Origin of the sequence: Blastococcus sp. KM273129 (genome assembly GCF_021698995.1) — a bacterium.
Lineage (GTDB): Bacteria > Actinomycetota > Actinomycetes > Mycobacteriales > Geodermatophilaceae > Blastococcus.
This window is the reverse complement of record NZ_SSXB01000001.1, coordinates 143741-167582: the sequence shown is the minus strand read 5'-3', so window position 1 is coordinate 167582 and position 23842 is coordinate 143741. Positions and strand designations below refer to the sequence as shown.

Here is a 23842-nt window from a genome sequence, read left to right as displayed (position 1 = left end):
CGGCGACGTGCCCGGAGCGTGACGGCGAACCACTTCGACCACGTCCCCGTGAACTGCCCGGGCTGATGGCCGTTCGCCGACTCGCGGCGCGATCCCCGGGGCGTGCACGACAGGGCCGGTCCCTGTCCGGTCGCCGGCGCGGGTCGGGGCCGGCCCGCTCGATGCCTGCCCGGTCGCCGAACCGCCCTCAGGTCCGCGTTCCCTGCGCCTGCTCTCCGGACGTCCCGGTCGCTCCGGGGTCGATCAGGATCTTGTCGACGAAGCACCAACGCCATGACTCCTCCGGCTCCAGGGACTGGATGACCGGGTGGTCCTCCTCGCGGAAGTGGGCCGCGGCGTGCTTGTTCTTGGAGTCGTCGCAGCAGCCGACGTGTCCGCAGTTCAGGCACAACCGGAGGTGGACCCACGTGTCCCCGATCTCCAGGCACTCCTCGCAGCCTTCCGGGGTCTTCGGCTCGACCTGCCGGACGGTGTCGAGATGGGTGCAGGAGCTGGCCATGGTCTCGCCGCGGACGTAGGTGAAGTTCTCCCGGAACAAGCGGTCGGGCAGGCGGCGAGCCACCCATGCCGCATTCGCCGCCGCCAGCGGGCTGACCACCGCCAGGAGCAGCACGTAGACAGCGATGAAGGAGGCCAACCGGTCGTCCAGCCCCGCGCTCACGGCCAGGGTCGCGAGGATCAGGGAGAACTCCCCGCGTCCGAGCAGCGTGAGGCCCAGGTTGGCGGCCGCACGCTGGTGGTAGCCGTACACGCGGGCGGCGAAGACCCCCGCCGCCAGGTTGAGCACCAGGGTGAGGCAGCCGGCGATCAGCGCCGGAACCAGCACGGAGCCGATGGCCCCGAGATCGATGCTGGCGCCGAAGGCGATGAAGAAGACCGCGGCGAAGGCGTCCCGCAGCGGCCGCACCAGACGTTCGACCCTCTCGCTCAACGACGTCCGGCTGATGACCAGTCCGATCATCAGCGCTCCGATCGCGTCAGAGACGCCGAGCTCCTCGGAGGTGCCTGCCACGAGCAGCACCAGGCCGAGGGCGCCGATGACGAGCAGCTCGTCCTCGCGGCTGTGCACCACGGCCGCGACCGCGCCGGCGGCGAAGCGGGCCACGACGACGAGCAGGAGGAGGAAGCCGAAGCTGAGTGCGATGTCGCCGAGGAGTGCCAGCGGGGTCTCCGCTCCCCCGATGATGGGCGAGAGCAGCGCGAGGTAACCGGCCAGGAAGATGTCCTCCACCACGATGATGCCGAGCACGACCGGCGTCTCGGCATTGGCCAGCCGACGCAGCTCGATCAGCACCTTCGTCACGATCGCCGACGACGAGATGCCCACGGCGCCGCCGATGACGAGCGCCTCCTGCGCCCCGAATCCGAGGGCCAGCCCGAGCAGGATGCCGGCGCCGACGTTGAGCACGATGTAGACCGTGGCCACCAACAGCAGCCGGCGCCCGCTGCGGACCACCTGCTGCACCGGGAACTCGACCCCGAGGTGGAACAGCAGCAGGATCAGTCCGAGCGAGGCGAGCAGCTCGAGGTCCACCGGGTCGTCGACCAGCACGATCCCCGGCACGCTGGGCCCGAGGAGGATGCCCGCGGCCATGAAGAACGGGATGGTCGGCAGACTGAGCCGCTGCCCGAGGCGAGCCAGGAGGGCGGCCAGCAGCAGCACGGCGCCGATGGTGACGAGCTCGTTCTCACCGAAGCCGGCGGTCTCGCCGGCGGCCGCAGCCTGCAGCACGTCAGTCCTCGAAGTAGGTGCCGGCCAGTACCGCCCCCAACATGCGGGACTCGTCGTCGGACAGTTCCAGCACGGCGCTCGGCTCCTCGGCCGACTTCTCGAAGGCGTACAGCTCCCGGTGCCCGTCCTTGTGCAGGACGACAGACACCCGTTGACCACCTCCCAGCACGCCGAGGTCGTAGCGCTTGCCGATGCCCATCAGCTCCTGGATCTTCACGTGGCGCCCCATGACTCCTCATCCGACCGTCCGGCTGGAACGGCCGAATCATCCGCTTCCGCCGTGACGAGGGCCAGGCTGTCCCGACAGATCCACCGGCAGGAGCGCCATGACGATCGCGCAGCGGGCGTTTCGCGTGGCCGGTGTCGCAAGGTCGATCGGTCGACGCGGCCGTGCACCGCCCCTTCCCACCGAGCCCACGGCAGCATCCCGGTCAGGCTGCGCAGGTCGGCGCTCCCGGGTGACGAGCGGGTCGATCTGCACGTCACATGCAGAGCCGCCCCAGCCCTCCGTGGAGGGCCGGGGCGGCTGGACGGCTGTTGCCATGTTGGCGATCACTACCGCCCGTGGGCGGACCGTCGGTGTCGAACCCGCTGACACTTCGGCGAGCCCGCCGGGACATTCCGCGGGAATCCGCGGGACATCCCGGCGGGCCTCGCCATCAGCTGGGAACTCTCATGTGAATGAGACTGCAAACGAGACTGTAATGATCTTGGTATCGAGCCCTGCAGGACGTCTTCGCTGGTCAGCGCGTCGTCCGCACCAACAGTATGAGGTCCCCCGGTATCCCACAAGCATCTCCGACCTGGCCGCGGTGCCGCGGTCCGCGGCCACGGGCGCTGCAGGGTCAGCGGCGCCAGCAGCCACCGTCGCCGAGGACGCGCCGCAATCAACCTGCTCACCGATCATGGACCGGCGCTCAGGAGGCGTCGCCGAGATGCTTTGGTGCCCACTCTGCAAGTTCTCCGGTGGTGGCACGGAGGCACTGAAGTTGGTTGTCGCGGGCAAGGTGAATGTACCGAGCACCCGCGATGAAGGTTCGGACGGCGCGGTCACCGGCAGGCCGATCAGAGTCGGCCATCCCGCCGTTGTGAGTGAAGGTCAGCGCACGGGCCGGCGTCAGGACGGCGAGTAGGACGACCGGTGGTCCGCTGGTGATGGCATTGCAATAGATCGTGTGGCATGCGACCGGCAGGTGGCTGACAAGCGTCCGTCCGGCGGCGGTGGCCAGCGCGATGGCGAGCCGTTCCAGTAGGGCGGTTTCTCGGCCGCAGACGACAACGCCACTATCGGCCCGGAGGCGGGGCGCCTCCGTGGTGATGATGTGGCTGATGAGGTCGGTCTCGGCGCGGTCTCCATCGAACTCGTAAATCTCCATACGAGGTGTATCGACGCGGGCAGCCCGCGGCTGTTGGTTAAGCGCAGACGTCGCCGCGAAGGCACCGGCCAGTCCTGCCCGGGAGTGGGGTGACTTCACCGGAGAAGGAGTGCTGCGGTGGCGGCTCCGGTTGCGACCAGGACGGCGACCACGCCGTCGGCGGCCGGGTAGTCGCCGGTCGGGGCGCCTCGTGCGAGGGCGAGATCCCCGGTGACCCAAGTACTGGCTCGCAGGGAATCCCCATGTGGTGATCATCAGCCTTCCCAATCAAGGTGCTCACGACGTGCGGTGCGGGTTCGGGCTACCGGTGCGCAGCCATGGGTCGCGCCCAAGGGCCATAGGCGCGGCGCCGTTGCCAGCAGCGCCACTGCCAGCACGAAGACGCCTTTCCTCCGCTCTCAACCGTGGGGCGTTCGGCCTCCCATGTGATCCGGGCGGGCCGGGCCACGAAGCGACCATCGGTAGCGACACAGGAGTGTCGGTGGTCGTTCATAGGGTGTTGGCATGAGCATCGAGGGAGTGGCACGGGCTGAAACGCCGGGCGTGATCGTCGACCGATGACGCCTCCTCCTGAACCTCCCGAGGACACCGACGATCTCTTAGATGGCAACCCTGACCACGCCTGGAAGGCGCTCGGGCTGATCGTCGACTGGATCAAGCACGCAGAGACGAAGGCCGGAGCAACGCTGGCAGCCGCGGGCGTGACCGGCGGCGTCCTCTACAACCTGGTCAAGAGCGTCAACGTGATCGGTGCGTGGCTCGCCATCGCGTCAGTGCTGTGCGCGATCGCCGTGCTCGTCGCCGGAGCATCCGCGGCCCTCGCACTGGTTCCGCGCCTGGGCGCACGCGGGGACGCGCCCATCAGCCCTCTCTACTACAAGCACATCGCCGAGAAGCACCCGACGAAGCCGCACACGTACTTCCTGGACCTGCACCGGCTCACCGCGTCCAGCGAGGACCTCGTCCGGGAGATTGCGGAGCAGGTCTGGGCCAACTCGCACGTGGCGTTGCGGAAGTACACGTGGGGCAGTCGCGCCGTCGTCTGCCTCGTGGCAGCGCTAGCCAGTCTGGCCTGGGTCGCCGTGATCCTGGCCATCCGCTCAGTGGGGGGCTGACATGGACAGCAACTACAAGGACTACGACTACGTCGCCTCGGCGAAGCGGATCGACGACTACCTGGCGCAGCCCGCCGGGAACTTCACAGAAGTCGACTCCCTCCCGGATCGCGACAAACTGACCTTTACCAACGGCTTCTACGCCAACTGCTCCGCGATCTTCGTCGACATCAGGGACTCCTCGTCTCTGCCCAATCACTACGACCGGCCACGGCTCGCGAAGGTGTACCGGGCCTACCTCTCGGAGATGGTCGCGATCTTCAACAGCGACCCTGGGACCCGAGAGGTCAACATCGCGGGGGACGCGGTCTGGGCTGTCGTGAACACGCCCTACAAGAAAGACATCGACGATGTCTTCCGATTCGCGTACACCGCGAACTCGCTTATGCAACTCTTGAACAAGAAGATGGCGGCTGCTGGCTTCAAGACTCCCATCAAGGCCGGGATCGGGGCTTCCTGGGGCCGCGCGCTCATGGTCAAGGCCGGTTACAACGGCAGCGGGATCAACGATGTTGTCTACATGGGTGACGTGGTCAACGAGGCGGCTCATCTGGCCGCCAAGGCGCACGACGGCTGGCAGAAGCCGATCTTCGTGTCGCAGGTCTTCTACAACAACCTCAACGAGGATAACCAGAAGTTGCTGGCCTACAACCAGACGCATCGGTGCTACAGCGGAGATGTCGTCCTCAAGTCGATGAGCGAGTGGATGGACGCGCAAGGCTTCTGAGACCCGCTCTGGTCCCCGCTACAGGAGCTGGAGCGGCTTGCCCGAGCCGCATGGAGTCCCCGAGCCGGTCGGCGACCACACCAAGCAGAGAACTGCCCCTGCGAGACGCAGGACTGGTGGCGGTGACGACGGGGGACGCAGGAGTGCTGTGAAAGCAGGGGATTTGCGCCGTGTACCTGCTCGTCTTGCCGGAAGCTAGTGACGGCCGCCCCTCCGATCGCCGCAATCGCCCGACACCGGTGGTGCCCGGTGGCGCGGTACGAGACCTGGCGCGTCGCGGACGTGGCCGACGTCGCCATCGGTGCCGCCAGCGTCGACGGCGTTGAGCGGATCGTCCCGGCGGTGGCCGTCGATGCGCGACGCGTGGTCGCGGACACCCGCAGCTGAGTAGCGACCGATCCGGCGGCCACGCAGACGGCCGCCGAGACCCCGGCGCTGCTGTCCGGCTCCGGCGCGATCATTGGCTCCCTCTGCGCGAGCGCCTGACGGGGACGCTCATCGCTGGCTGACGGCCGGCCTGACCGCTCAGCGCACGAGTTCCGACGGGTCCGCGACTGCACCGGTCTTGAGCGCCGTTGCGACGGGAGTGCATGAAGCCCGTGGCCCGAGTCTGTCTCACCACCGCGGGACCGGGACACGTCGGCACAGTCGCGGACGAGTCTTGTCGGTACCGGCGCTTACTCTGCCTGCCGTCCGCCTCAGTTCCGATTCGTTGGCTTGGGCGGCACGCAAGGTGTCATGGACGTTCTGCAGAGAGGCCCGCCGTGCCGGTCTTGGGAAAGCACACGCTGACGCGCTTCCTCGGTACGGATTGCCAGAAGCAGCTGCGAATCCTGTTGGCGCCCGAGACCCGGGCCAACCCGGAGAGGCAGTCGCTCGGCATGCCTCCCAAGCAGCCTCCGCTTCCGGGGCTCAATGCCATCGCGCAGGCAGGCGATGAGTGGGCCGCGAGTCGACTCGCCGAGCTGGATGCGGTGATGGGCTCTCACGTCCTCATCGGCACGCGCAAACGCTCCTCCAACGCATCGGGGATCGAGTTCGCCAGCACTCCCCTGCTGGACAGCCTGACCGGCGCCATTCCGCAGACGTTCCTGGCAGAGCACACCTTCGAGGTGGGGCCCGCCTTCCAAGAGGGCTTCAACGTCACCGCGCTGATCGACGAGCACGGGCTCACCTTCGACAACCTGCGCCCGGACCTGATCGAGATCCGCTCACCGGGCACGACTGCACGGATCGTCAAGGCCGACGGGTCGGTCACCGACTTGCCCGATGGCGACGCCCGACGGCAACTCAGGATCATCGACATCAAGCTGACCGCACAGCCTGGTCCCGGCTACTTCGCCGAGGTCGTGTACTACAGCGTCGCCCTCGCCGGATGGCTGGTCGACCACAAACTGGACAGCGACTTTGTGGTCTGCCCCGACCCGGCGATCTGGCCGGGCAATCACGAGGCGAGCGCCCTCATCACCGCGCAGACGGCAGCCAGAGAGCAGGGGATTTCCCTGTCCGCCTCCGACGCCTTCGCGGCGGTGCAGACTGATCTTGAGGTGGCACCGCTGCCGGTATTCGTCAGCAGCCTCCAGCACTTTTTCAACGTCACGCTTCCCGAGGTGCTTAGCCAGCCGTGGCAGCAGTTGCCGTATCACGTCACCTCCCGGTGCCGTGGCTGCGACTTCCTCGGCCAGGCCTGGGGAGCGAACAGTGGCGTTGATCCGCTGCACTGCCTGCCGACTGCGGCCGCGACCGGTCATCTGTCGCAGATCGCGTTCGTCGGCCGCGGCGCAAGCGCGCTCCTGGCGGGAGCCGGCAGTGACACGGTGAGCGCAGTCGCCGCCCTTGAGCCCACAGATCCCGCGTTCGATCTGCACCACTCGCTTCGCGGACAGCGGACTGTCATCGCTAGTCGGGCGGAATCCCTGACCTCCGGTGACGCCACCGGCATCGCTCCGCGGTCAGGCACCAGCGCCGTGCTACCGGTGTGGTCGGACCTCAGCGTGTACATCACCGCCGACTTTGATGCATCCAGCGCCATCACTCTCGCGCTGGGCTTGAGCGGGTATTGGCGCGAACCGACCCCGTTCGGTCAGCCTCGACCCGCCCAACCGAACTTTCGGGTGTGGAACAGCCCGAAGGCCTTCGTCGTCGACAGCAAGACCCTCAAGCGCGAGGAAGAGGTCCTCCTTCAGTTCCTCGCTCAGATCGACAGCATCATTCAGTTCGTCCGCTCTGAGGACGCCAGCCGAGGCGCCGCACCAGGCGACTTGTCCACCATCCAGTTCTACATCTGGGACGACCTGACCTATCGGCACTTGTGCCGGATCGTCGGCCGGCACCTGGAAGCAATCCTCGCGGCGCCGAACGGCCTCCGGACCCTCGCCTGGCTATTCCCGCCGGAGGAAATCCTGCACCAGTGGCGACTGATGGCTGACCCGGTCATCACGATCGTCGGCGACGCCGTCCGGTCGCTGGTGGCCCTGCCGATCAGCCACTACTACTCGCTGCTGCGGACCGCTCGGCTCTACCACACCAGGAGCGTCCAACCCCCGTACGACCAGTTCCGGATGCCGACCTTCTGGGAAGACCCGCTGTCTGACCAGATCCCCAGCGAGCGTGCTCATGACGTTTGGCGGCGGGGCCCTCACTTCGCCAACACGATCACGAACCTCCAGCGAGCCGTCGGGACACGGCTGCAAGCACTGGAGGAGGTCACCAAGCGGCTTCGGCAGGACCTGCGTGAACAGGACCTGCTGCATCGGCGTGCGCCGCGTCAGTCCGTACTCGCCCCGCCTCAGAACGTCGCCCGGCTGACCGCCGACGAACTGCTGCTGCTGGCCTTCACCAAGTTGAACCACGCCGTGGAGGCTCAGGAAGCCGCGCGCCGCCGCGCCATGCCGCCGCACGAACGGGAAGCACGGTTCGTCGCCGCCCGGTTCACCCGGCGGCTCACCGGCCGCGAACGAGACGACGCGTTCCAAGCGCTCAACATGACCGGAACGCTCGACCACGAGGTGTACGAGGTTCGCCCCAACAGCGCTCAGGCGAACTTCAAGGAAGGCGACTTCCTCTGCGCCCTGGTACCGGAGCACATGGTTGAGATTCTGGACTGGAAGGTCGGGCGCTTCGTCCGAAAGATCGCAGGTCCTCTCGCTCCGAACATCCTCGCCAACTTCGGGCAGGACCAGTACGCGGCCATGTCCGACGTCCTGAGCGCCACCTTGGTCCGGTTCGACCGGGATCTCAATCTTGCCGTTGTTGAGATGGATTCCTACAAGGCGCTCGCGCGCCAGGCGCTCCTCGGAAGCGGCCTGCTGTCCTTGGATCGTCACGTCAGTCTGGAAAAGACCAGCAAGGACTTCTTCTCCGACAAGCTGGAGGCCACACTTCGCGCCATCGGGAGGACCCCGAAGGCGGTGGCATCGCCGATCGCCGCCCGAGCCTTGGGTCGAGCTCCTGCCCCTCAGGCCAGCGCCTCCGTGCCCGTGGAAGACGTGCTGTGGGACGCGCCGGCGATGGCCGCTACCCCAGTCCCTCGGGACGTCCAGGCGGCGAAGGCGGCGTTGATCAACGCCCAACGTGACCTCAACGCAAGTCAATGGTCGGCCTTCGACCACGCCCTGACCCACCGACTGGCGCTGCTGTGGGGGCCGCCCGGGACGGGGAAGAGCCGCACGGTCACCAACATCATCGCCGGCGCCGTGTACGACGCGGCCACCGCGCAGAGGCCGCTGCGGATCCTCGTCGCGTCCTCCACCTACAACGCGATCGACAACGTGCTCAGCGAAGTCGCCGCGCTCGTGCAACGGATGTCGCTGCCGGCCCAGGTCTGGCGGTGCCGCTCGGGCGGCCGCGAACCGGCGGTCGCGCCGGTCATCGACTGCGCCATCTCGCGCCATGCCGACGCAGCTCAGCAGACGCTGCAGGACCGGCTCACCGTCCCAGGAACCGAAATCACCGTGGTGGGCGCCAGCGGGCACCAGCTCCACCGGCTCGCCGAGGGCACGGGCCTCGGGCCGACCGCTCCCCTGTTCGACCTGATTGTCATCGACGAGGCCAGCCAGGTCGACGTGGCCAACGCCGTGCTGCCGCTGGCCACCCTCGCGTCGGGCGGATCCATCGTCATCGCCGGCGATCCACTGCAGCTGCCGCCGATCCATCAGGTGGAGCCGCCTGAGGGCACCGAGCATCTGGTGGGGAGCATCTACGACTTCATCGCCAAGCACCACAAGGTGCCGTCACAGAACCTCACGGTGAACTACCGATCCAACGACGAAATCGTTGCCTTGGCGCGAGACGCCGACTATCCGCCGGGCCTGGTCGCCCACAATCCACGACTGCGCCTCAACCTGCTGGGGTCGATGCCCGCGGACGTTGAGCCGCCATTCGGTTGGCCTTCGGAGCTCGTCTGGTCGCCAGACCTGCCGCTGCTACTCGACCCGGACAAGCCGGTCACCTGTCTGGTCTACCGAGACGGCCTGTCTGGTCAATCCAATCCTTTCGAAGCGCAGGTCGTCGCCGGACTGACGTGGCTCCTGCACAACCGTCTGGCCGACCAGTTGGACGGCGAGGCCGTTCCCACCGGGCACCCCGTCCCGCCCTCCAACACGCCGTATGCGGTGGAGGCGCTGTTCGCCACCGGCATCGGAGTTGTCACCCCGCACCGAGCACAACAGAGCATGATCAGCACCCTCATCGGTCGGGTGCTGCCTGCCGTTCAGCCTGGTCTCGTGCGCGCCGCGGTGGACACCGTGGAGCGGTTCCAGGGGCAGCAACGCGACGTCATCGTCGCCTCGTACGCAGTCGGAGACCCCGACACCATCGCCGATGAGGACGAGTTCCTTCAGTCCCTCAACCGGTTCAATGTGATGGCCTCCCGAGCCCGAGCCAAGCTGATCGTCTTGGTCAGCGAGGAGTTGCTCCAGCACCTTCCGACCGACATCGACGTGCTGAGGGCAAGCGGACTGCTGAAGGCGTTCGCCGACATCCGGTGTCGTCTCCGCAGCACAGTCCGCTTGTCCTGGGACGACCGCGGCACGGTCAAGACGCAGCCGGCAAGCCTCCGCTGGTCGTAGGCCGCTACGCCCCGGTGGGTCTCGTTAGGGACTGACGGTCCCCCACCGGCCCGCCGCCATCGACAGGGCCGCTGTCATGTTGCTCTGGTCCGCGGACGACACCTTTCGGACCGTTCGGAGAGCCCTGATCCACCGCTGCGGGCTGGTGACAGCCGCGGGGCAGCCTCGGGTGGCGCTGATCGGGCGAGCGACGACCAGCATGTCGTACTCGCAGTTTCCCTCGGAGGCGTGATGGCCCATGTGAGGGTCGGCGAGCACGGGCCACATCGCTGTCACTCGAAGTTTCGCCTCATCAAGGGCCAGCCCTACGGCGCTCCAGGCGTCATTGTTGCCCTTGTAGGTGAAGGCGATCAGGGCGGTGGGCTTGCACGTTGCCGTCGCCTTGGCCAGCGCGGCGCCCAGTCGAGTGCCGAACGAGCCGACCGCATCCTCACCGTCCGGGTGGAGCGGAGTTCCGGCCAGCGCGGGGGCCGGATGCCACGCCCGATAGACCTGGCTGAGCGTGTCGTAGGCGATGAAGTCGAAGTAGGGCGGGTCGGTGAGGCACACGTCGGCGAGACCGCCGCTGTCGGGTGATGGGTGCGCGTCGTCGGCGGTGGCATCCGCGCATCGAACGTCGTGCGCAGCATGTCCCCGAGGCAGCGGCATGACGACGGGCTGAACCTGTCCGTGCACATCGAAGACGCTGCGCTTGACCGTTTGGTCACACGACCTGCCAACGCGGTTCAGGGCGGCCAGGAATGTTCCGCGCCCGCCGTCTGGGTTGAGCGGGTTCAACTCGACGGTGAGCGCCGGTAGGGCGAACGCTCGAACGCTGAACAGCGGAGCCAGCCGCCCGTAGTCAGTCGCGTAGCCACACAACCGGTTGTTGGACGTGATGGTGCTGGAGACGGCTAGCCGAAGGGCCCTCTTCACCTCGTCGGCTTCGGTCATCTCGGCGATGAGGTGCTGCGCCCAAGCCAGGTAGGCGAGCTGCCGGGAGGTGTGCAGCCTGCCGACGGTGTCGATACCGAAACTGAGCGGCCGTTGATCGTTCAGGGCGGCGGTGAGCGGAACGCCGGCCGGGGTGGTGACGCCGGACTGCGCGAGCCACTCGCTGGCCGCCGCCTCTATCGCCTGCTCGGACGGGTCACCGGCCCGGATGCGGCGGCGCGCGCGACCGTTGCGGGTGCCCTCGACAGGGGTCTCTTCGACGGCCAGTAGTGCTTGTCGCGCGCGAGCCGTCTGCAGCTCTTCGTGCTGACTGCGGGTTCCGCACGCGGGGCAGGTGTACCGGGCGCGGGCGAAGGTGGCCTCCGTGAGGCGTCGAGTGCGATCACAGCAGCTCAGTGCGGTGGCGTCTTCGTCCAGGTCCTGTGGGCGCCGGCAGTCGGGACAGAAGGCTACGACGGCGGCGTCGCGAACGACGGATCCGGGCAGACCGACGCTGCGCGCGAGGATCAACGATCGGTACAGCAGGGAGTCGTGGCGGCAGGTAGGGCACGTCACCATCGGCGCGAAGAAGTAGTGCAAGGGTTGCCACGCGCCCGGATCGGGCTCGGGCCAGAGGAGCCCGAGGTCGGCTCGAAGGCGAGCGAACAAGCGCAGGCCCGCCTGGAGCACTTCGCTGCCGTCCGGCGGAGACAGCTGGTGGTGGCTGATGGCGACGGCGAGTGGATCGACATCGGTTCCGACGGCACGGGCGCCGAGACGGGCGGCTTCAACGAGAGTGGTTCCGCCGCCGAGGAACGGGTCGGAGACGGTTAGTCCGGCCAGGTGAGGCTCGGGGTTGGCGTAAGTCCGCCAGAACGAGCGTGGCGACGTGTTCGCTGGCCGGGTCGCGCCGAGCAGTGCCGCACGGACAAGCGCGGGAGGGCGGCGAGCCCACCAGCGGTGTGCCTGGTAAGCCGGGTCAGGCGCCCGCCGATCGGCGGCAACCAGCCGGGACACCTTCACGAACGGAAATGCCGACTCCAGGTAGGTGGCGTAGTCAGGCATCGGACCACTCGCGGGGCACCGGACCTCCCCACCCGCGCATGCACCGAGGCTACTAGCGCGGACTGGGGGCGGCGCTCGGCACGCCCTGGACGGCCACGCTGAGCTGACCACGCTCATCCTGAACCCCGAAGGCCAAGGGGGGCGCTGCGGCGAGGCCTGTGTCCACGCTGGCTGACGCGGGCCGCGTCGGTTCGAGCGACGGCTCGTAATCTCGCCTCCGTCGTCGTCAGCTTGCTGGCTGACTGACTGTGCGGTCGGCACACCGCGGACCGCTGGCTGACCCGCGATCGCCGGGTCGCCTCCCGTCGCGAAGGCAGCGGGGAGGATGAACCGGCCGTGGGATCTGGTCTTGGAGCCGGCATTCCCTGGCCGCAGCAGAAAGGCCAGCGGCTCCCCGGTTCCGGCGGCGCAGGTCAGAGGCACCTTTCGCACTCCCGGACCAGCCCTTAGATCATCCGCGGTAAAGCCCCGGGTTAGAGGACCGGTCGAACGGCGAGGAGCGCAACATCGTCCTCGGGATCGGAAGACAGGACGCGGTCGAGGAGTCTGTCGCAGAGGTCGTGAAGGTTGACGGGTGTCGATTGCGCGCCGTCTGGAGCGACGAGCTCGGCCAGTACGCGACGAAGCAGATCGATGCCGTCGTCGATGGATCGGCTGCGGGTTTCGATGAGTCCGTCGGTGTACAGCAGCAGGATGTCGCCGGGTTCGAGCGGTGCCGTGGCCTCGCTGCGTACAACGCCGGTCGCGGCGCCGAGGAGCATGTCTGGCGTGGTGTTGAGGACGGTGATCTGACCGTCGGGGTGAGCCAGCAGCGGCGGCGGGTGGCCGGCATTGGCCCAGCGCAGCTGCCACCCCGAATGTGCACGGCCCTCAACCGAGCTGAGGTGGGCGACGACGGCGGTGACGAGCGTGCCCAGCTGGAGCTCTGCCATCGTGGTATCGACGGCGTCGAGCAGCGGCCCGGGGCTGGCTTGGGTGGCGATGCCGATGCCGCGCAGCAGGGTGCGAACTTGGCCCATGACTGCAGCTGCGCTGATGTCGTGACCTGCGACGTCGCCGATGACGAAGGTGACCCCGCGGCGCTGGATGAAGCAGTCGTACCAGTCGCCGCCGATCTCGGCCGCCTTCGCCGCCGGCGTGTAGCGCACCTCGACTTCTAGGCCTTCGATGGTTGGCGGCTCCGTGAGCATGGATCGCTGCAGAGCCTCGGCCAGCGATCTCTGCGCGTCGTAGAGACGGGCGTTGTCGAGGACGAGTCCCGCCCGAGCTGCGATGTCGACAGCAGCGGCGAGATCATCGGCGGCGAAGGGGCCTCGATCGGAGCCGTTGAAGAGGCTGAGCAGCCCGGTTGCGCCGTCTCGGCCGAGCAGCGGCAGCACCATCACGTGCTCGGGCGCGAGGGCGGTCAGCAGGTCGTGCGCCGGCCCTAGCCGCAGCATCTCCTGCAGTTTCTTGGTCGCGTTGCCGCGCAGCAGCTCCGGGCGGCCGTTGCGTACCGCTCTTACCAGCAGGGCGTCATCGGTGAGAGCGTCCAACCTGGTGCTGGCGTAGTCAGCAGCGAGGGCTTGCCGGGCGGGATCGCGGTGGCGGCTGACGGTGTGCCAGAGCCGACGGCGCTGTTCTGGCTTCGGCACCTCGTCCATCAGCGTGACCACAGCCCAATCCGCCAGGGTCGGCACCACCAGGTCGCACAAACGAGCCGCGGCTTCTTCGGGCTCCAGAGTGGTGACCAAGGCCTCGGTCACCCGGCGCAGTAGCTGTTCTCGATCGCCCGCCGTGGGGTGTGTCAGGGCTTCTTCGAACCCGGAATCAGCAAGCGGGGCCGCTTGCTGTCGGTCGGCCGAGCCATCGGGAGACGGGGATGCATGCATGGTCAAGCCACTCCCCCTCCGTTTGGACAAGCCCCAGTGCCGCGTGGCTGGCGGCCGCGCGGCACACTGCAACTAGGTCGGCGCCAGGAGGACTGCTTCCACCACCGGCGGGAACCGGATCGTTGCGTGGAGGAACCCAGCTGTCAACGATCGTTGCGCTCCCGTGTCGACTGTACTGGGGAAGTCGAGCGGCCGACGACCTACCCGCAGAGAGGGGCAGCCGTGGAACCCGACGACCGATTCGGGCAACCCCGACACGTGACTGCGGGCGGCCTTCCGGAGGACCCGCCACTGCGGGCGCTCGCCGACCTGGTCGCCGTTGCGGAGCAGATGGTTGAGGTGATGGCCCTGATTCGGGAGCAGGCCGCCGACATCCGGGGATGTCGGGCGCAGGGACTGACCTACCGAGAGATCGTGGCCCGCGAGAGTCGCCCCCTCATCGTCCAGATCCTCACAGACGCGACCGCTCGATTCGAGGGCGCAGGCACTCGCTTCCGTCAGGCGAAGGCAGCCGCGCTGCGCGGCGAGGGAATGACACTGGAAGAAATCGGCGTCCTTTTTGGACTTACCCGCCAGCGCATCTCCAGGCTGCTGCAGGACGCGGCAGCTAGTCTGGAGAAGTGAGATTTTGATGCCTCGCGCCGTCGAGGCTGCATCCATTTACTCATCCTGTCCCAGTCGCCGGGAGGTCCCGTCGGTTTTGGCTGAGGCGGCTGTCTTGTGCGGGTGCGTGGAGTTATTCGTTGAGGTATTGAGGGAGTGAAACTGCCGACCATCGTCCAGACCGCTGGTGTCCCCCCCGATGTCCATGAGATCGGCGACTGCACCGCAGGTCGAACTGGAATAGCAATCGAAGATGTTCGGACGTCGAATCGCGTGGCGAGGCGGGCTGACGGCTGCAGCGCTGTCACCAAGTCGGGGGAAGGCGATAACGCGATAGATCGCAGTTTGACTCCTACCGTGATGGCCGAGGCGGGGGAGCCGTGGGGCCGGCCCTACCGACGTGCGACAGGACTCCGGCGGCTCGGCCGGGCACATGCAGGGCTTCTCCCCGAGGCGCCATGACTGCAACTCAGGTGCCCAGGCTTCGGGTCAGGCTCCGCAGCGCCACGACTTCCGGTGAGCCTTGGCCGAGCGAGTCCGTCGGCAAGCACCTCATCCCCACCCTGCTTGCGGTGAGGTTCGGCACTCGACGCGGTCAGCTCTCAGGAGAATCGCGGCGGGCGAAGGGGCAGGTCGACCCTTACTGGCGGGGACCTGCTAGAACGACGCAGGTGAGAGCTCGGGGCGGGTGCGGACGGGTGGCCGTCGCGAGGGGCGGCCCCGACACTTCCCTCATGAGGTCCGCGGACCGCAAGACCCCTGATTCAAGAGGTGCCGCATACGCCGGCTGGCCCTTGTGCGCAGCCCTCGTCGGCGATGCCAGGACACGTCCGCAGGACAGGTGCCGACTGCAGCAGGCACGTCGCGATACCTCGGATGCCTCGCAAGGGCGCGTCTGTCTCGACCGCAACACCAGGCGGCCTGTCGACCAGAACCTGTCGTACCTGGGCTGTCTGATGAGCGCATGACCCGGCGCCCCTCCTACACCTGCAGCCGGTGTGGCATGTCGCTGTGGCATCCGGTGGCCGACCTAGAGGTGTCCACGCTGGGCCTCTACGACGACGCCCGGTATCCCGGGCGCTGCCTGCTGGTCGTGCACGAGCATTTCGATGACTTGGCCACCATGCCGGAAGACTTGGCGAGTGCCGCGCTTGCGGATGCACGCCGGGCCGCGGTGGCCATCAAGGACGCCGTGGCGGCGGATCGGATCAACTACGCAGTGCTGGGCAACGTGATCTCACACGTGCACTTCCACCTCATCCCGCGGCGGTGGACCCTCGACCCAGCGCCGGGGTTGTCGCCGTGGCAGACCGACCAGCCAGCCACTCCCCTACCGCCCGCCCAGCGGGAAGCCATCAAGGACGAGATCGCCAGCCGGCTGATCAGTCATGACCGGCAGACGACACGCCGATAGTGCAGATAGGCCCCGTCCGCTACCCCAGGAGAAGACGATGACCGCTTTCCTCACCGAGCCTGGTCACATCGAGCGTGACCTCGCCGAGCGCCTAGAAAAGCGCGCCAAGGAAATCATTCAGCAGCGGGACCGGAGAGAAATCGCCGAGAAGTTGGGGCTTGCCCCCTCCGGGGTCGAGGCCCTCCTGTGGCAAGACCACTGGTCGATCGAGCGGGCCCTGCGCGTCGCCGAAGCACTCGGAGCACTACACGACAACGCCGCCGAAATCTTGACGTCCGACGTGGCCTGACCGCATGCACCCGGTCCTCGTCGAGACCCAAACACGACTGGACGTGGACCTGGCCAACCTCGCATCCGCGGCCGCCAGGACCCAACAGACTCTGGCGGACGCACGAGCCGAGGTGGACCGGTATCTCGACGAGGAGTTGGGGGGCTTCACCACGGGCCAGGGGTTGGACATCGTCGCCTTTGGGTCGATGGCCCGCGACGAGATGGCTCCTGGAAGCGACTTCGACTACCTCGTGGTGGCCAACGAGATCGTTCCTAACCCGAGCATCATTCAGACCTTCCGCAAGGCGGCGCGGTCGGCGTTGACGACGATCGCGGCGGCCGAGCCCGGCGCCTCCAATCTGTTCGGGGTAGTCGTGGGTGCTCCGGACATGGTCAATCAGATCGGGCTTGACGAAGACACCAACAAGTCGCTTTCTCGGCGCATCCTGGTGCTCCAGGAGAGCGAGTGGCTGAACAAGCACAGCCGGTACGAAGCGCTCGTCTCTTCCATTCTCAGCCGGTACCTGTACGACTATGCCGGCGCCGATGAGCCCCGGGTCCCCAGGTTCCTGTTCAACGACATGGTGCGGTTTTGGCGCACCATTGCGGTGGACTACCAGGCCAAGCGTTGGCAGGAGATAGAAGGCCAAAAGTGGGGCCTGCGGTACATCAAAGTGCGCACGTCCCGAAAGTGGACGTTCGCCGGGTCGATCATGTCCCTTTTCATGCCGGTCATCGAGCAGAAGGACACCACGCGCGCGTACTTGATGAAGCAGTTCGCGATGCCTCCCCTGGCGCGGCTTGCCCAACTGCACCAGTACGTCAATCCCAAAGGCGCCACCGCCGGTGCGCTCCGCGACGTCCTCGCGATCGCTGACCAGTTTCAAGGCTGGCAGGAGAACAAGGCGTGGCGCAGCGCGATCAAGGGCGTCGACAGCCCCGGCGCTGCTGATCTTCCGGAAGAGTTCGCGGCCGCCCGGGACCGGACGATGGACCTGCAGAACGCGTTGGAGGAGTTGTTCATGTCCACCGAGCCGCTCGGGCGGTCCAACGTGACGCTGCAGGCCCTGACCCGGAAGTACTTGACCTTCTGACGCATCGCCTGCCGTAAGGAACGTCTGTGCCCGACGCCTGGTCCTGCCCCACATGCGGCTTCCGCCTCTACCTGCCGGTGGACGCACCGTCGCTCCGGGCCACCAGGCTCGGGCTCTACAGCGACGCCCGGTTTCCTGGGCGTGCGATCCTGGTCTTCAACCGGCACGCCGAACACCTTGAGGATCTCGATGCTGCCGACCTCCAAGACGTCTGGTCCGACGTCGCGTCCCTCGGGCGCATTCTGCGCCCACTCGTAGGAGCCGCTCGCATCAACTATGCCGTGCTCGGCAACGCCAACCAGCATTTGCATGTTCACGTCATCCCCCGCGACCCAGCGCGCGAGCCGCTACCGACCCGCCCTCCCTGGAGCGACCCAAGACCGATGACGGAGCTGCCGGCGGCCGTCACAGAACGCCTTCGCGGTCAGTTGGAGGCAGCCCTCAACCAGCCGCGACCAACGTGATCGCTCGGCTATGCAGGGGCGCGGTGACGACAGCAGAGCACGGACTGGATGCATCGCGGCTACCGCCTGGGTGAGCGGCGAGGCCCAAGCAGCGAGCGACGTTCGGTCCTCACTGACCAGGTGGCTGCATCCGCCGCCACAACCGACCAACCGTAGAGAGGCAGCCGTGTCGTCCACACCCGATTTTCAGTTTCATGGTGATTTCGGTCGGCAGATCGGCGCGATGGCCGTACTGGAAGCGCGGATCGACCAGTTGCGGGAGTCGCACGCCGGGCATCCCGCGAGTGAGATCCTGGCTGAACTGCGCCGCATGCACGACGAGATGGGCATCGAACTCGACCCGGTCGGTGGCGGAAAGTTGGCGCGACAAATAGCTGACTCGACTCACGACTAGCGCGCTTTCGCGCCTTCGGACGGTGTTGTCTTGCTGGCTGACGGATCGTGCGGTCGGGCACACCGCGGACCGCTGGTTGACCCACGATCGCCGCGTAGCCGGCCGTCGCGGAGGCGGCGGAAGGATGAACCGGGCCGTGGGCTCCGGTTTGCTGACATTGTCGCGATGCGTGCTTACGGCGGCGCGGCAGCCGCAGTCGGATCGGCTGGTCTCCTGAGCGCCGCTTGGTCTGGCTTTACGCTGTCCTTGTCGCCAGGTCCGCGGCGGGCGCCGGTCGCCTGCCTGATACGAGGTCGGTTCCTGGCCGTCATGCTTGAATCAAGATCGTCTGTAGCGATGAGCAGGGGAAACGATGCCCGCCCAGAACCCTCCGCCGGTGCCGTCACACTCGATCGACGACACGTACAGCCGGCCGGTCAGTGTTGAGCGCGGCGCGCTCGTGGAGGCTGTCATCATCTTGGGCGGATTGGCAGGCGCATTGGAGTCTGCTCCGCGGGGCCATCACATGGCTGTCTCGGTGCGCAACCTGATCGATGACCTCAAGAGTGTTTGCGGCCCGCTTTCCGAGGATGAGGACGCTGCTCTGATCGGACAGTGGCGCACCAACATTGAGGACGTTCTTTCTGATTGACCGCCGTCGCGCCTCATCGAGCATTCGGCTGCTGCCGCTTGGCGATCACCGAGGCTGTCGTAACCTCCTCGGGAATCCTAGACAGCACACCTTGGAAGTAGGACCGGGCCGCAGCCATGGTGCCCACGTCTCGCCCGGCGCGTTCGGAGAGCAGCCAGCGGTGTTCGAGGACTTCGTGGAAGACCTCGGCGGGTTCGAGTCGGCCGACCAGTTCCGGTGGGATCGCGTCGATGACGGGCTGGTACACCTCGGCCAGCCAGCGGTGGGCGGCGACGTTCTCGGCTACTGGTCCCTGGGTTTCTTCCAGGTAGGCGCGGAAGCCACGCAGGTCGTTGAGCAGTCGGCGAGCCTGGCGTTCCTGAACTTCCAGTCCGGTGAGCCGGAACAGTTCTCGGCGGTTGTTTCCGGGTTCGGCGACCCGGGTCTCCACCCGCAGTTTGACCTTGCTGTCGGGCAGGGTGACGAGCTCGACCTCTCCGACGTCGAAGCCGAGGTCGTTGAGCCGTTGCAGCCGCTCGGCGATCCGGTAACGCTGTTCTTCGCGCCGGAAGACCTCCTCTCGGGTCACCTCGTTCCACAACGCCTCGTACCGCGGCGGGAGGCTGTTGGCCACTTCGATCGGATCGATCTGTTCGGGCAGCAGTTCGCCGGCTTGCAGGTCGAGCAGTTCGGCGCCGACCCGTTCCCGGGCGAGGTCGACGTCGTAGCTGCGCTGGCCGTCGGAGAGCTGGGGATGACGTTCGGCGGTCTCGGCGTCGACCAGGTAGGCGGCCAGGGTGCCGGCGTCGAGCCGGAACAGGGTGTTGGACAAGGAGCAGTCGCCCCAGAAGATCCCGGCCAGGTGCAGCCGGACGAGCAGGACGACGAGGGTGTCGAGCAACTGGGCCACGGAGTGGCGCCCGGTGGGTCGGGAGAAGAGGTACCGGTAGGACATCGAGTATTCGAGGTACCGGGTGACGAGGATGGCGTCCTGCCCGTGGGGGCGGTCCACGCAGATGCCCAGCGCCGCGACGGCCGGCAGTCCTTCCTCCTGGAAGTGGCCCAGCAGGGCGTACTCGTGCCGGGCGAGAGGCTCGCTGATCTCCTTGAGCGCGAAGACGCCGCCGGCCTGGGCGACGAACCGGACGACATGTCGGGAGATGCCGCGTTGTGGCACCTCCAGCAGGAGGCTTGGATCCCACTCGGCCAGGGGCAAGTGCCACGGCAGGTCGAGCAGCCCCGCGCCGTCGGTCGCTGGCGGCCGGAACACGAACCGCATCAGCAGCTCCGTCGATCCGTCAACGGGAGCCCCGGGGTGGGCTCCGAGAGCGCGATCTTAAGGTCTCCGACCTGGACGGTCCGGGACGGACGGCCAGGTCCGGCCCGGCGGGCGCGGAGGCGCGAGGAACACCAGGGAGGTGCGTGTCAGGGCTGTGGTAGTCGCCGGACGCGGCGCGTCTCCTGGATGGTGTCGCCGTCTATTCGACGGTCGATGGTCTCCTCGGCCCATGACGTACGCGGGCCCAGGTCCAGATGGGTGAGCAGTGCCTGGTCCTCGGGGTGGTGGATGATCCACTGCTCGGCCTGGGTGGCGACGAGTGAGTTGATGCGGCGGGCCTCCTCTGGTCGGCCTCGACGGCTGGCGCCGTCACCGTGCGCGGCGTTGCGGAGTTCGAGAACGTGCCGGCGGCTGAGTGGTAGCCACACGATGGGCGCGGTCACGGCGGTGACCGGCTCGTTGTCGGGGTGCCAGGCGACCACCGGCTCATCGCTGGTGAGCAGCGCCGGCCGGTCGAACTGGACGATGTGCCAGCGCCTCGTCCACAGCCGGGGGGCGACGTCGAGATAGGCGAAGCGCAAGGCCTGCTGGATCGCGAAGGTCTTGTCCGGGAGCAGCGTCGGGCCGCCGGGCCCGAGAACGCGGTCGAAGAAGGCGTCGACATCGGCGCGGGTGTGGGGCCGGCCGTGCTTCCTCAGCCACTGCGCGGCCTGCTCGTGGGTGACGGTCTCACGCAGGTGGCGCCGGGCAGCCCAGGTCGCGATCTGACCGAGGTCGTCGCGGAAGCGTCGGCCGCGGGCGGTCTGCAGCGCCACGAAGTGGACAAGGTCGTACCGGTCCTGCGTGGTGCGGGGAGGATTGCCGGTGGTGAGTATCCGGCCGATGGCCGCGGTAGCCCGGCCTTCGAAGACGCTGAGCAGGCCTTCGATGTGCTCGGGGTCCAGGACGGCGGGGTCGTCCACCTCCTCCACGGCGAGGCCGGGACGCCACTCGTAGAAGCCGACCTCGTTGCACGCCCGCTTGACGCTGCTGAGCAGGGTTCGCGTCGGGGCGTCCCGGTTGACGAGACGCAGCCGGTTGTGCTCGTCGGCGAAGTTCCGCAGGTACATCTGCGGAACGAGGTGGTGGCGGGGCACGGCGCCACGGTAGGCCGAGCGGGCGGCAGCGGTGGTGGTCGGCGAGTGCGGTCGAGGGTGGTCGTGCCGTGGCCGCGCGGCGCCCCGACGGTCCGGTCTGATGTCCCTGCAACTCGGGTCCGATACTGCAGCCGTTCGACGGTTCGCCTCATCACCCGGCCCGGCGGTTCACGCTGGAGACGGCTGCAGGGCGGTGAGCAACCACGGGGCCGGTCACCCTGGTCTGGACGGGGACACCGTCGATCTCTGAGGGAAGGCGCATGCCCGGCGCCGATAGGTTGACCCGAACGCCGTAGCCGTGACCGTGTCGCACGATGCCGACCCCGGTCACCTCCCGGCGGTCCCCCAGCATGGTGAGGAGGTGGTCGCGGACCTTCTCCGCCTTCTCCCGCGCGATCATGCTAACCGCCCACGCACATCCCGAAGACGACGGCTACGCCTACTCAGGGCGCACTCTGGGATCACAGCCCACAGCGTCGCCGGCCGCTCCTCGGCGTCCATCGGGAGATTCCTGTGCACGGCGTATGACTTGCCGGCCAAGCGGGCGGTTACACCCCAGGCACGGGCGGGCCGGCCGCCGTCGCGCGGTCGGACGAGCTGTCGCCCCCTGCGGCGGAGACCCACTGCTGGCGGCCCGGCTCCCACTGCTGCTCGGCGACCTGGCCGACCAGCACCGGGTCGATGCAGCGGGCCACCGCTTCGAGCGCTGCGGGAACCGTCTGCAGCTCCTTGGGCACCATGGTGGGCCGGGCGACCTTGGGGTAGCCGGCTGTCCACGTGCTGTCGGGGAGGACGAGCGTGGCCGGGAGCGTGAGTCCTCGGCGTTGAGCCTCCTGCGCCAGGGCTGCCGACAGCTGGTCGCCGTCCAGGGGGAACTCGCGGGTGATCAGCACCAGGTCGACCAGATCGCGAAACCGCGTGGAGGGGATCTGCTGGGGGCCGTGCCGTTCATACATGGCGCAGACCTTGTCGGCGACCTGGTCGACGAGGGGATAGAGGGTGAACTCGGGCAGCGGCGCGACGTCGGGCACCTCGATGACAGGGGTGGGGCGATGCCGCTCGACTTCGGCCACGAAGGCGAGTTCGGTGGACAGGTCGATGGGGAAGCGGCCGAAGACGGTGGCGCCGAGGTAGGCGGTCACGCGGATCTGCGCGCCGTTGACGGTGCCGGTCATGGCGACGGGGTCGGTGAGAACGAACCGGAAGGGATCACCGCCGTCGGCCGTGGCGAGTCGTCGAAGGTCGTCGGCGGCCGCTTCGAGGGTCTGGGTGCGGTGGAGCAGGTCGATGTCCTGGCTGTGGCGCGCGCCCGGCAGGCGGGCGAGCAGACCCGTGCCGCCTTTGAGGATCCAGGGACTGTCCGGGTCGGCGAAGACGCGAGCGAGGAAGCGTTGGAGCAGGTACTCGCGTTCGAGCTCGTTGAAGGGACGTCCGGTGGACTTGGCTCGGGTCTTCAGCCGGTCGCGGAGCGAGGTCTTGAAGGCCGTGGGGCTCTTGGGCGGCTGGGTCACTCGTCGTTCTCTGCGTCGTCTTCGGCGTTCGTGAGTTCTGCGTGCTCGCGGTCAGCAGGGTGGCTTCCGGCAGGAGCACTGGGGGCCCGCTGGGATGAGGAGTCCGCCGCGGCGCCGATCGGTTGGAGATCGCCCCCCCGAGGGTGCCCTTCGGTCGCACGCCCGACTGCGAGGCCGGAGGTCAGTTGCTGCGCGAGGGCGCGTTGCAGGTTTTCGGCAACAGGAGCGAGCGCGGCCGCGGTGACCTGCTGAAGGTTGGCCGCGACCGGAGCGAGCGCGTCGGCGGCTGCCTGGCTGAGCGCTGTAGTGCCCGGCCGGAGCGCAGTGAGCGCCTGCTGCAGCGCCGCCGTCGTCGACGGGCGCAGCGCCTCTGCGAGCGCCTGCTGCACCGCGGTGACGTCCGGCCGGGGAAGGTCGAGCAGTTCGCCCACCCGGCGGGTGCTCGCCGGCACGCCGGCCTGGTGCAGAAAGCGTCGGAGAAGTTCGTCGCCGTGCCCGGGCCGGGCGCCGTAGCGGCGCGCGAAGGGCGCGAGGGCAGCGGCGACCTGGTCGACGTCGACGTGCTTGGTGGTGAGGGCGTCTCGCACGACTCCGGCGAGATGACCGCCGTCGATGCCGCTGCGCGCGAGGTCACCGATGGTGACCGGCACGGTGGTCACCGGCAGACCGTCCACGACCGTCCACTGATCCGGCGTGAGGTGCCGACGGTGCAGCCGGATGTGCCGATCCCGGGTCTGCTTGCGGGCCGGAAGGCTGAACTCGAAGGCGTCGGCCTCCAGGTCACCGAGTTCGTGCAGGTCGGCGGCTGAGCGATGAGACACCACAGCAGGGGCGGGGTCGGCGAGCCGCTGCTCGATCGATAGGTGGGGTGCCAGACTCAGCCAGGCGGCCTTGAGCTCGGTTCGGGAATCGCTGGGGGCACCGGCCAGGCGATAGACCCCATGACGCAGTCGTTCCAGAGCGCCCTGGCGGGTCAGGCGGGCCAGCTGCTGGACGGTGACGCCGGCGTGGCGGGCTTGGGTGGCGGTAATCAGCCCCCACTGGTCACTGGCAAGGTCGCTGAGGAGGGTCAGCTCTTCCACCGCCGTCATGCTGCAAAAGTAGCATTTAGCGGTTAGTTTTGCAGCTACAGGCTGCGAGTTTCGAAGTACTAGGCCGTAGGTGAAGCGCCGGGACACCGACACGGAGGCGTCGACGGGC

The 23842-nt window shown here is 67.8% G+C and carries 20 protein-coding genes; 11 read left to right on the top strand and 9 right to left on the bottom strand.

Annotation, left to right across the window (positions count from 1 at the left end):
• Nucleotides 1-187 precede the first annotated feature (187 nt).
• The 3 genes from E9565_RS00760 to E9565_RS00750 form a co-directional block, all read right to left on the bottom strand.
• Entirely contained in the window at nt 188-1732 is a 1545-nt protein-coding gene (locus tag E9565_RS00760) for a cation:proton antiporter (protein WP_236825512.1), read from the bottom strand.
• Nucleotide 1733: 1 nt separating this feature from the next.
• Nucleotides 1734-1961 carry a hypothetical protein gene (locus tag E9565_RS00755; protein WP_236825513.1) on the bottom strand — a complete coding sequence of 76 codons (228 nt, stop codon included), beginning with the start codon at nt 1959-1961 and terminating at the stop codon, nt 1734-1736.
• A gap of 688 nt (nt 1962-2649) precedes the next feature.
• Complete coding sequence (locus E9565_RS00750) at nt 2650-3108, bottom strand: hypothetical protein (protein WP_236833850.1); 459 nt, start codon at nt 3106-3108, stop codon at nt 2650-2652.
• 557 nt (nt 3109-3665) lie between these two features.
• Here E9565_RS00750 and E9565_RS00745 point away from each other — a divergent pair.
• The 4 genes from E9565_RS00745 to E9565_RS00730 all read left to right on the top strand — a co-directional run bounded on the left by E9565_RS00745 (nt 3666) and on the right by E9565_RS00730 (nt 10019).
• Nucleotides 3666-4223, top strand: a complete 558-nt coding sequence (locus tag E9565_RS00745) for a Pycsar system effector family protein (protein ID WP_236833849.1) — start codon at nt 3666-3668, stop codon at nt 4221-4223.
• Nucleotide 4224: 1 nt separating this feature from the next.
• Nucleotides 4225-4950: an adenylate/guanylate cyclase domain-containing protein gene (locus E9565_RS00740; protein ID WP_236833848.1), complete on the top strand. Its 726-nt coding sequence runs from the start codon at nt 4225-4227 to the stop codon at nt 4948-4950.
• A gap of 249 nt (nt 4951-5199) precedes the next feature.
• Nucleotides 5200-5337: a hypothetical protein gene (locus E9565_RS00735; protein WP_236833847.1), complete on the top strand. Its 138-nt coding sequence runs from the start codon at nt 5200-5202 to the stop codon at nt 5335-5337.
• Nucleotides 5338-5714: 377 nt separating this feature from the next.
• Entirely contained in the window at nt 5715-10019 is a 4305-nt protein-coding gene (locus tag E9565_RS00730) for a DEAD/DEAH box helicase (protein WP_236833846.1), read from the top strand.
• 24 nt (nt 10020-10043) lie between these two features.
• On the opposite strand, the gene E9565_RS00725 is transcribed toward E9565_RS00730, so the two are convergent.
• Nucleotides 10044-11996 (bottom strand): hypothetical protein, encoded by a 1953-nt coding sequence (locus E9565_RS00725; RefSeq protein ID WP_236833845.1) that lies wholly within the window; start codon nt 11994-11996, stop codon nt 10044-10046.
• Between the two features lie 473 nt (nt 11997-12469).
• On the bottom strand, nt 12470-13741 hold the full coding sequence (locus E9565_RS23025) for a PP2C family protein-serine/threonine phosphatase (protein ID WP_236833844.1): 1272 nt from the start codon (nt 13739-13741) through the stop codon (nt 12470-12472).
• A gap of 348 nt (nt 13742-14089) precedes the next feature.
• Between E9565_RS23025 and E9565_RS23020 the strand changes: the two genes are divergently transcribed.
• From E9565_RS23020 to E9565_RS00685, 7 genes are all read left to right on the top strand, one after another.
• Nucleotides 14090-14491 (top strand): sigma factor-like helix-turn-helix DNA-binding protein, encoded by a 402-nt coding sequence (locus tag E9565_RS23020; protein ID WP_236833843.1) that lies wholly within the window; start codon nt 14090-14092, stop codon nt 14489-14491.
• Between the two features lie 943 nt (nt 14492-15434).
• Nucleotides 15435-15884 carry an HIT family protein gene (locus E9565_RS00710; protein WP_236833842.1) on the top strand — a complete coding sequence of 150 codons (450 nt, stop codon included), beginning with the start codon at nt 15435-15437 and terminating at the stop codon, nt 15882-15884.
• A 37-nt stretch (nt 15885-15921) separates the two neighbouring features.
• Nucleotides 15922-16173, top strand: coding sequence for a hypothetical protein (locus E9565_RS00705; RefSeq protein WP_236825540.1), 252 nt, complete (start codon nt 15922-15924; stop codon nt 16171-16173).
• Nucleotides 16174-16216: 43 nt separating this feature from the next.
• On the top strand, nt 16217-17248 hold the full coding sequence (locus tag E9565_RS00700; protein WP_236833841.1) for a nucleotidyltransferase domain-containing protein: 1032 nt from the start codon (nt 16217-16219) through the stop codon (nt 17246-17248).
• A 26-nt stretch (nt 17249-17274) separates the two neighbouring features.
• Nucleotides 17275-17712: an HIT family protein gene (locus E9565_RS00695; protein WP_236833840.1), complete on the top strand. Its 438-nt coding sequence runs from the start codon at nt 17275-17277 to the stop codon at nt 17710-17712.
• 166 nt (nt 17713-17878) lie between these two features.
• A complete protein-coding gene (locus E9565_RS00690; protein WP_236833839.1) occupies nt 17879-18106 on the top strand; it encodes a hypothetical protein in 228 nt (75 codons plus the stop codon).
• A 352-nt stretch (nt 18107-18458) separates the two neighbouring features.
• Nucleotides 18459-18737 (top strand): hypothetical protein, encoded by a 279-nt coding sequence (locus E9565_RS00685; protein ID WP_236833838.1) that lies wholly within the window; start codon nt 18459-18461, stop codon nt 18735-18737.
• Nucleotides 18738-18750: 13 nt separating this feature from the next.
• Here E9565_RS00685 and E9565_RS00680 read toward each other — a convergent pair whose 3' ends face one another.
• The 4 genes from E9565_RS00680 to E9565_RS00665 all read right to left on the bottom strand — a co-directional run bounded on the left by E9565_RS00680 (nt 18751) and on the right by E9565_RS00665 (nt 23724).
• Nucleotides 18751-19995: a DUF4032 domain-containing protein gene (locus E9565_RS00680; protein WP_236833837.1), complete on the bottom strand. Its 1245-nt coding sequence runs from the start codon at nt 19993-19995 to the stop codon at nt 18751-18753.
• Between the two features lie 146 nt (nt 19996-20141).
• Nucleotides 20142-21131 carry a DUF4238 domain-containing protein gene (locus tag E9565_RS00675; protein WP_236833836.1) on the bottom strand — a complete coding sequence of 330 codons (990 nt, stop codon included), beginning with the start codon at nt 21129-21131 and terminating at the stop codon, nt 20142-20144.
• A gap of 548 nt (nt 21132-21679) precedes the next feature.
• Entirely contained in the window at nt 21680-22642 is a 963-nt protein-coding gene (locus E9565_RS00670; RefSeq protein ID WP_236833835.1) for a nucleotidyl transferase AbiEii/AbiGii toxin family protein, read from the bottom strand.
• Nucleotides 22639-23724, bottom strand: a complete 1086-nt coding sequence (locus E9565_RS00665) for a type IV toxin-antitoxin system AbiEi family antitoxin domain-containing protein (protein ID WP_236833834.1) — start codon at nt 23722-23724, stop codon at nt 22639-22641. The genes E9565_RS00670 and E9565_RS00665 overlap by 4 nt, the downstream gene beginning before the upstream one ends.
• Nucleotides 23725-23842 lie beyond the last annotated feature (118 nt).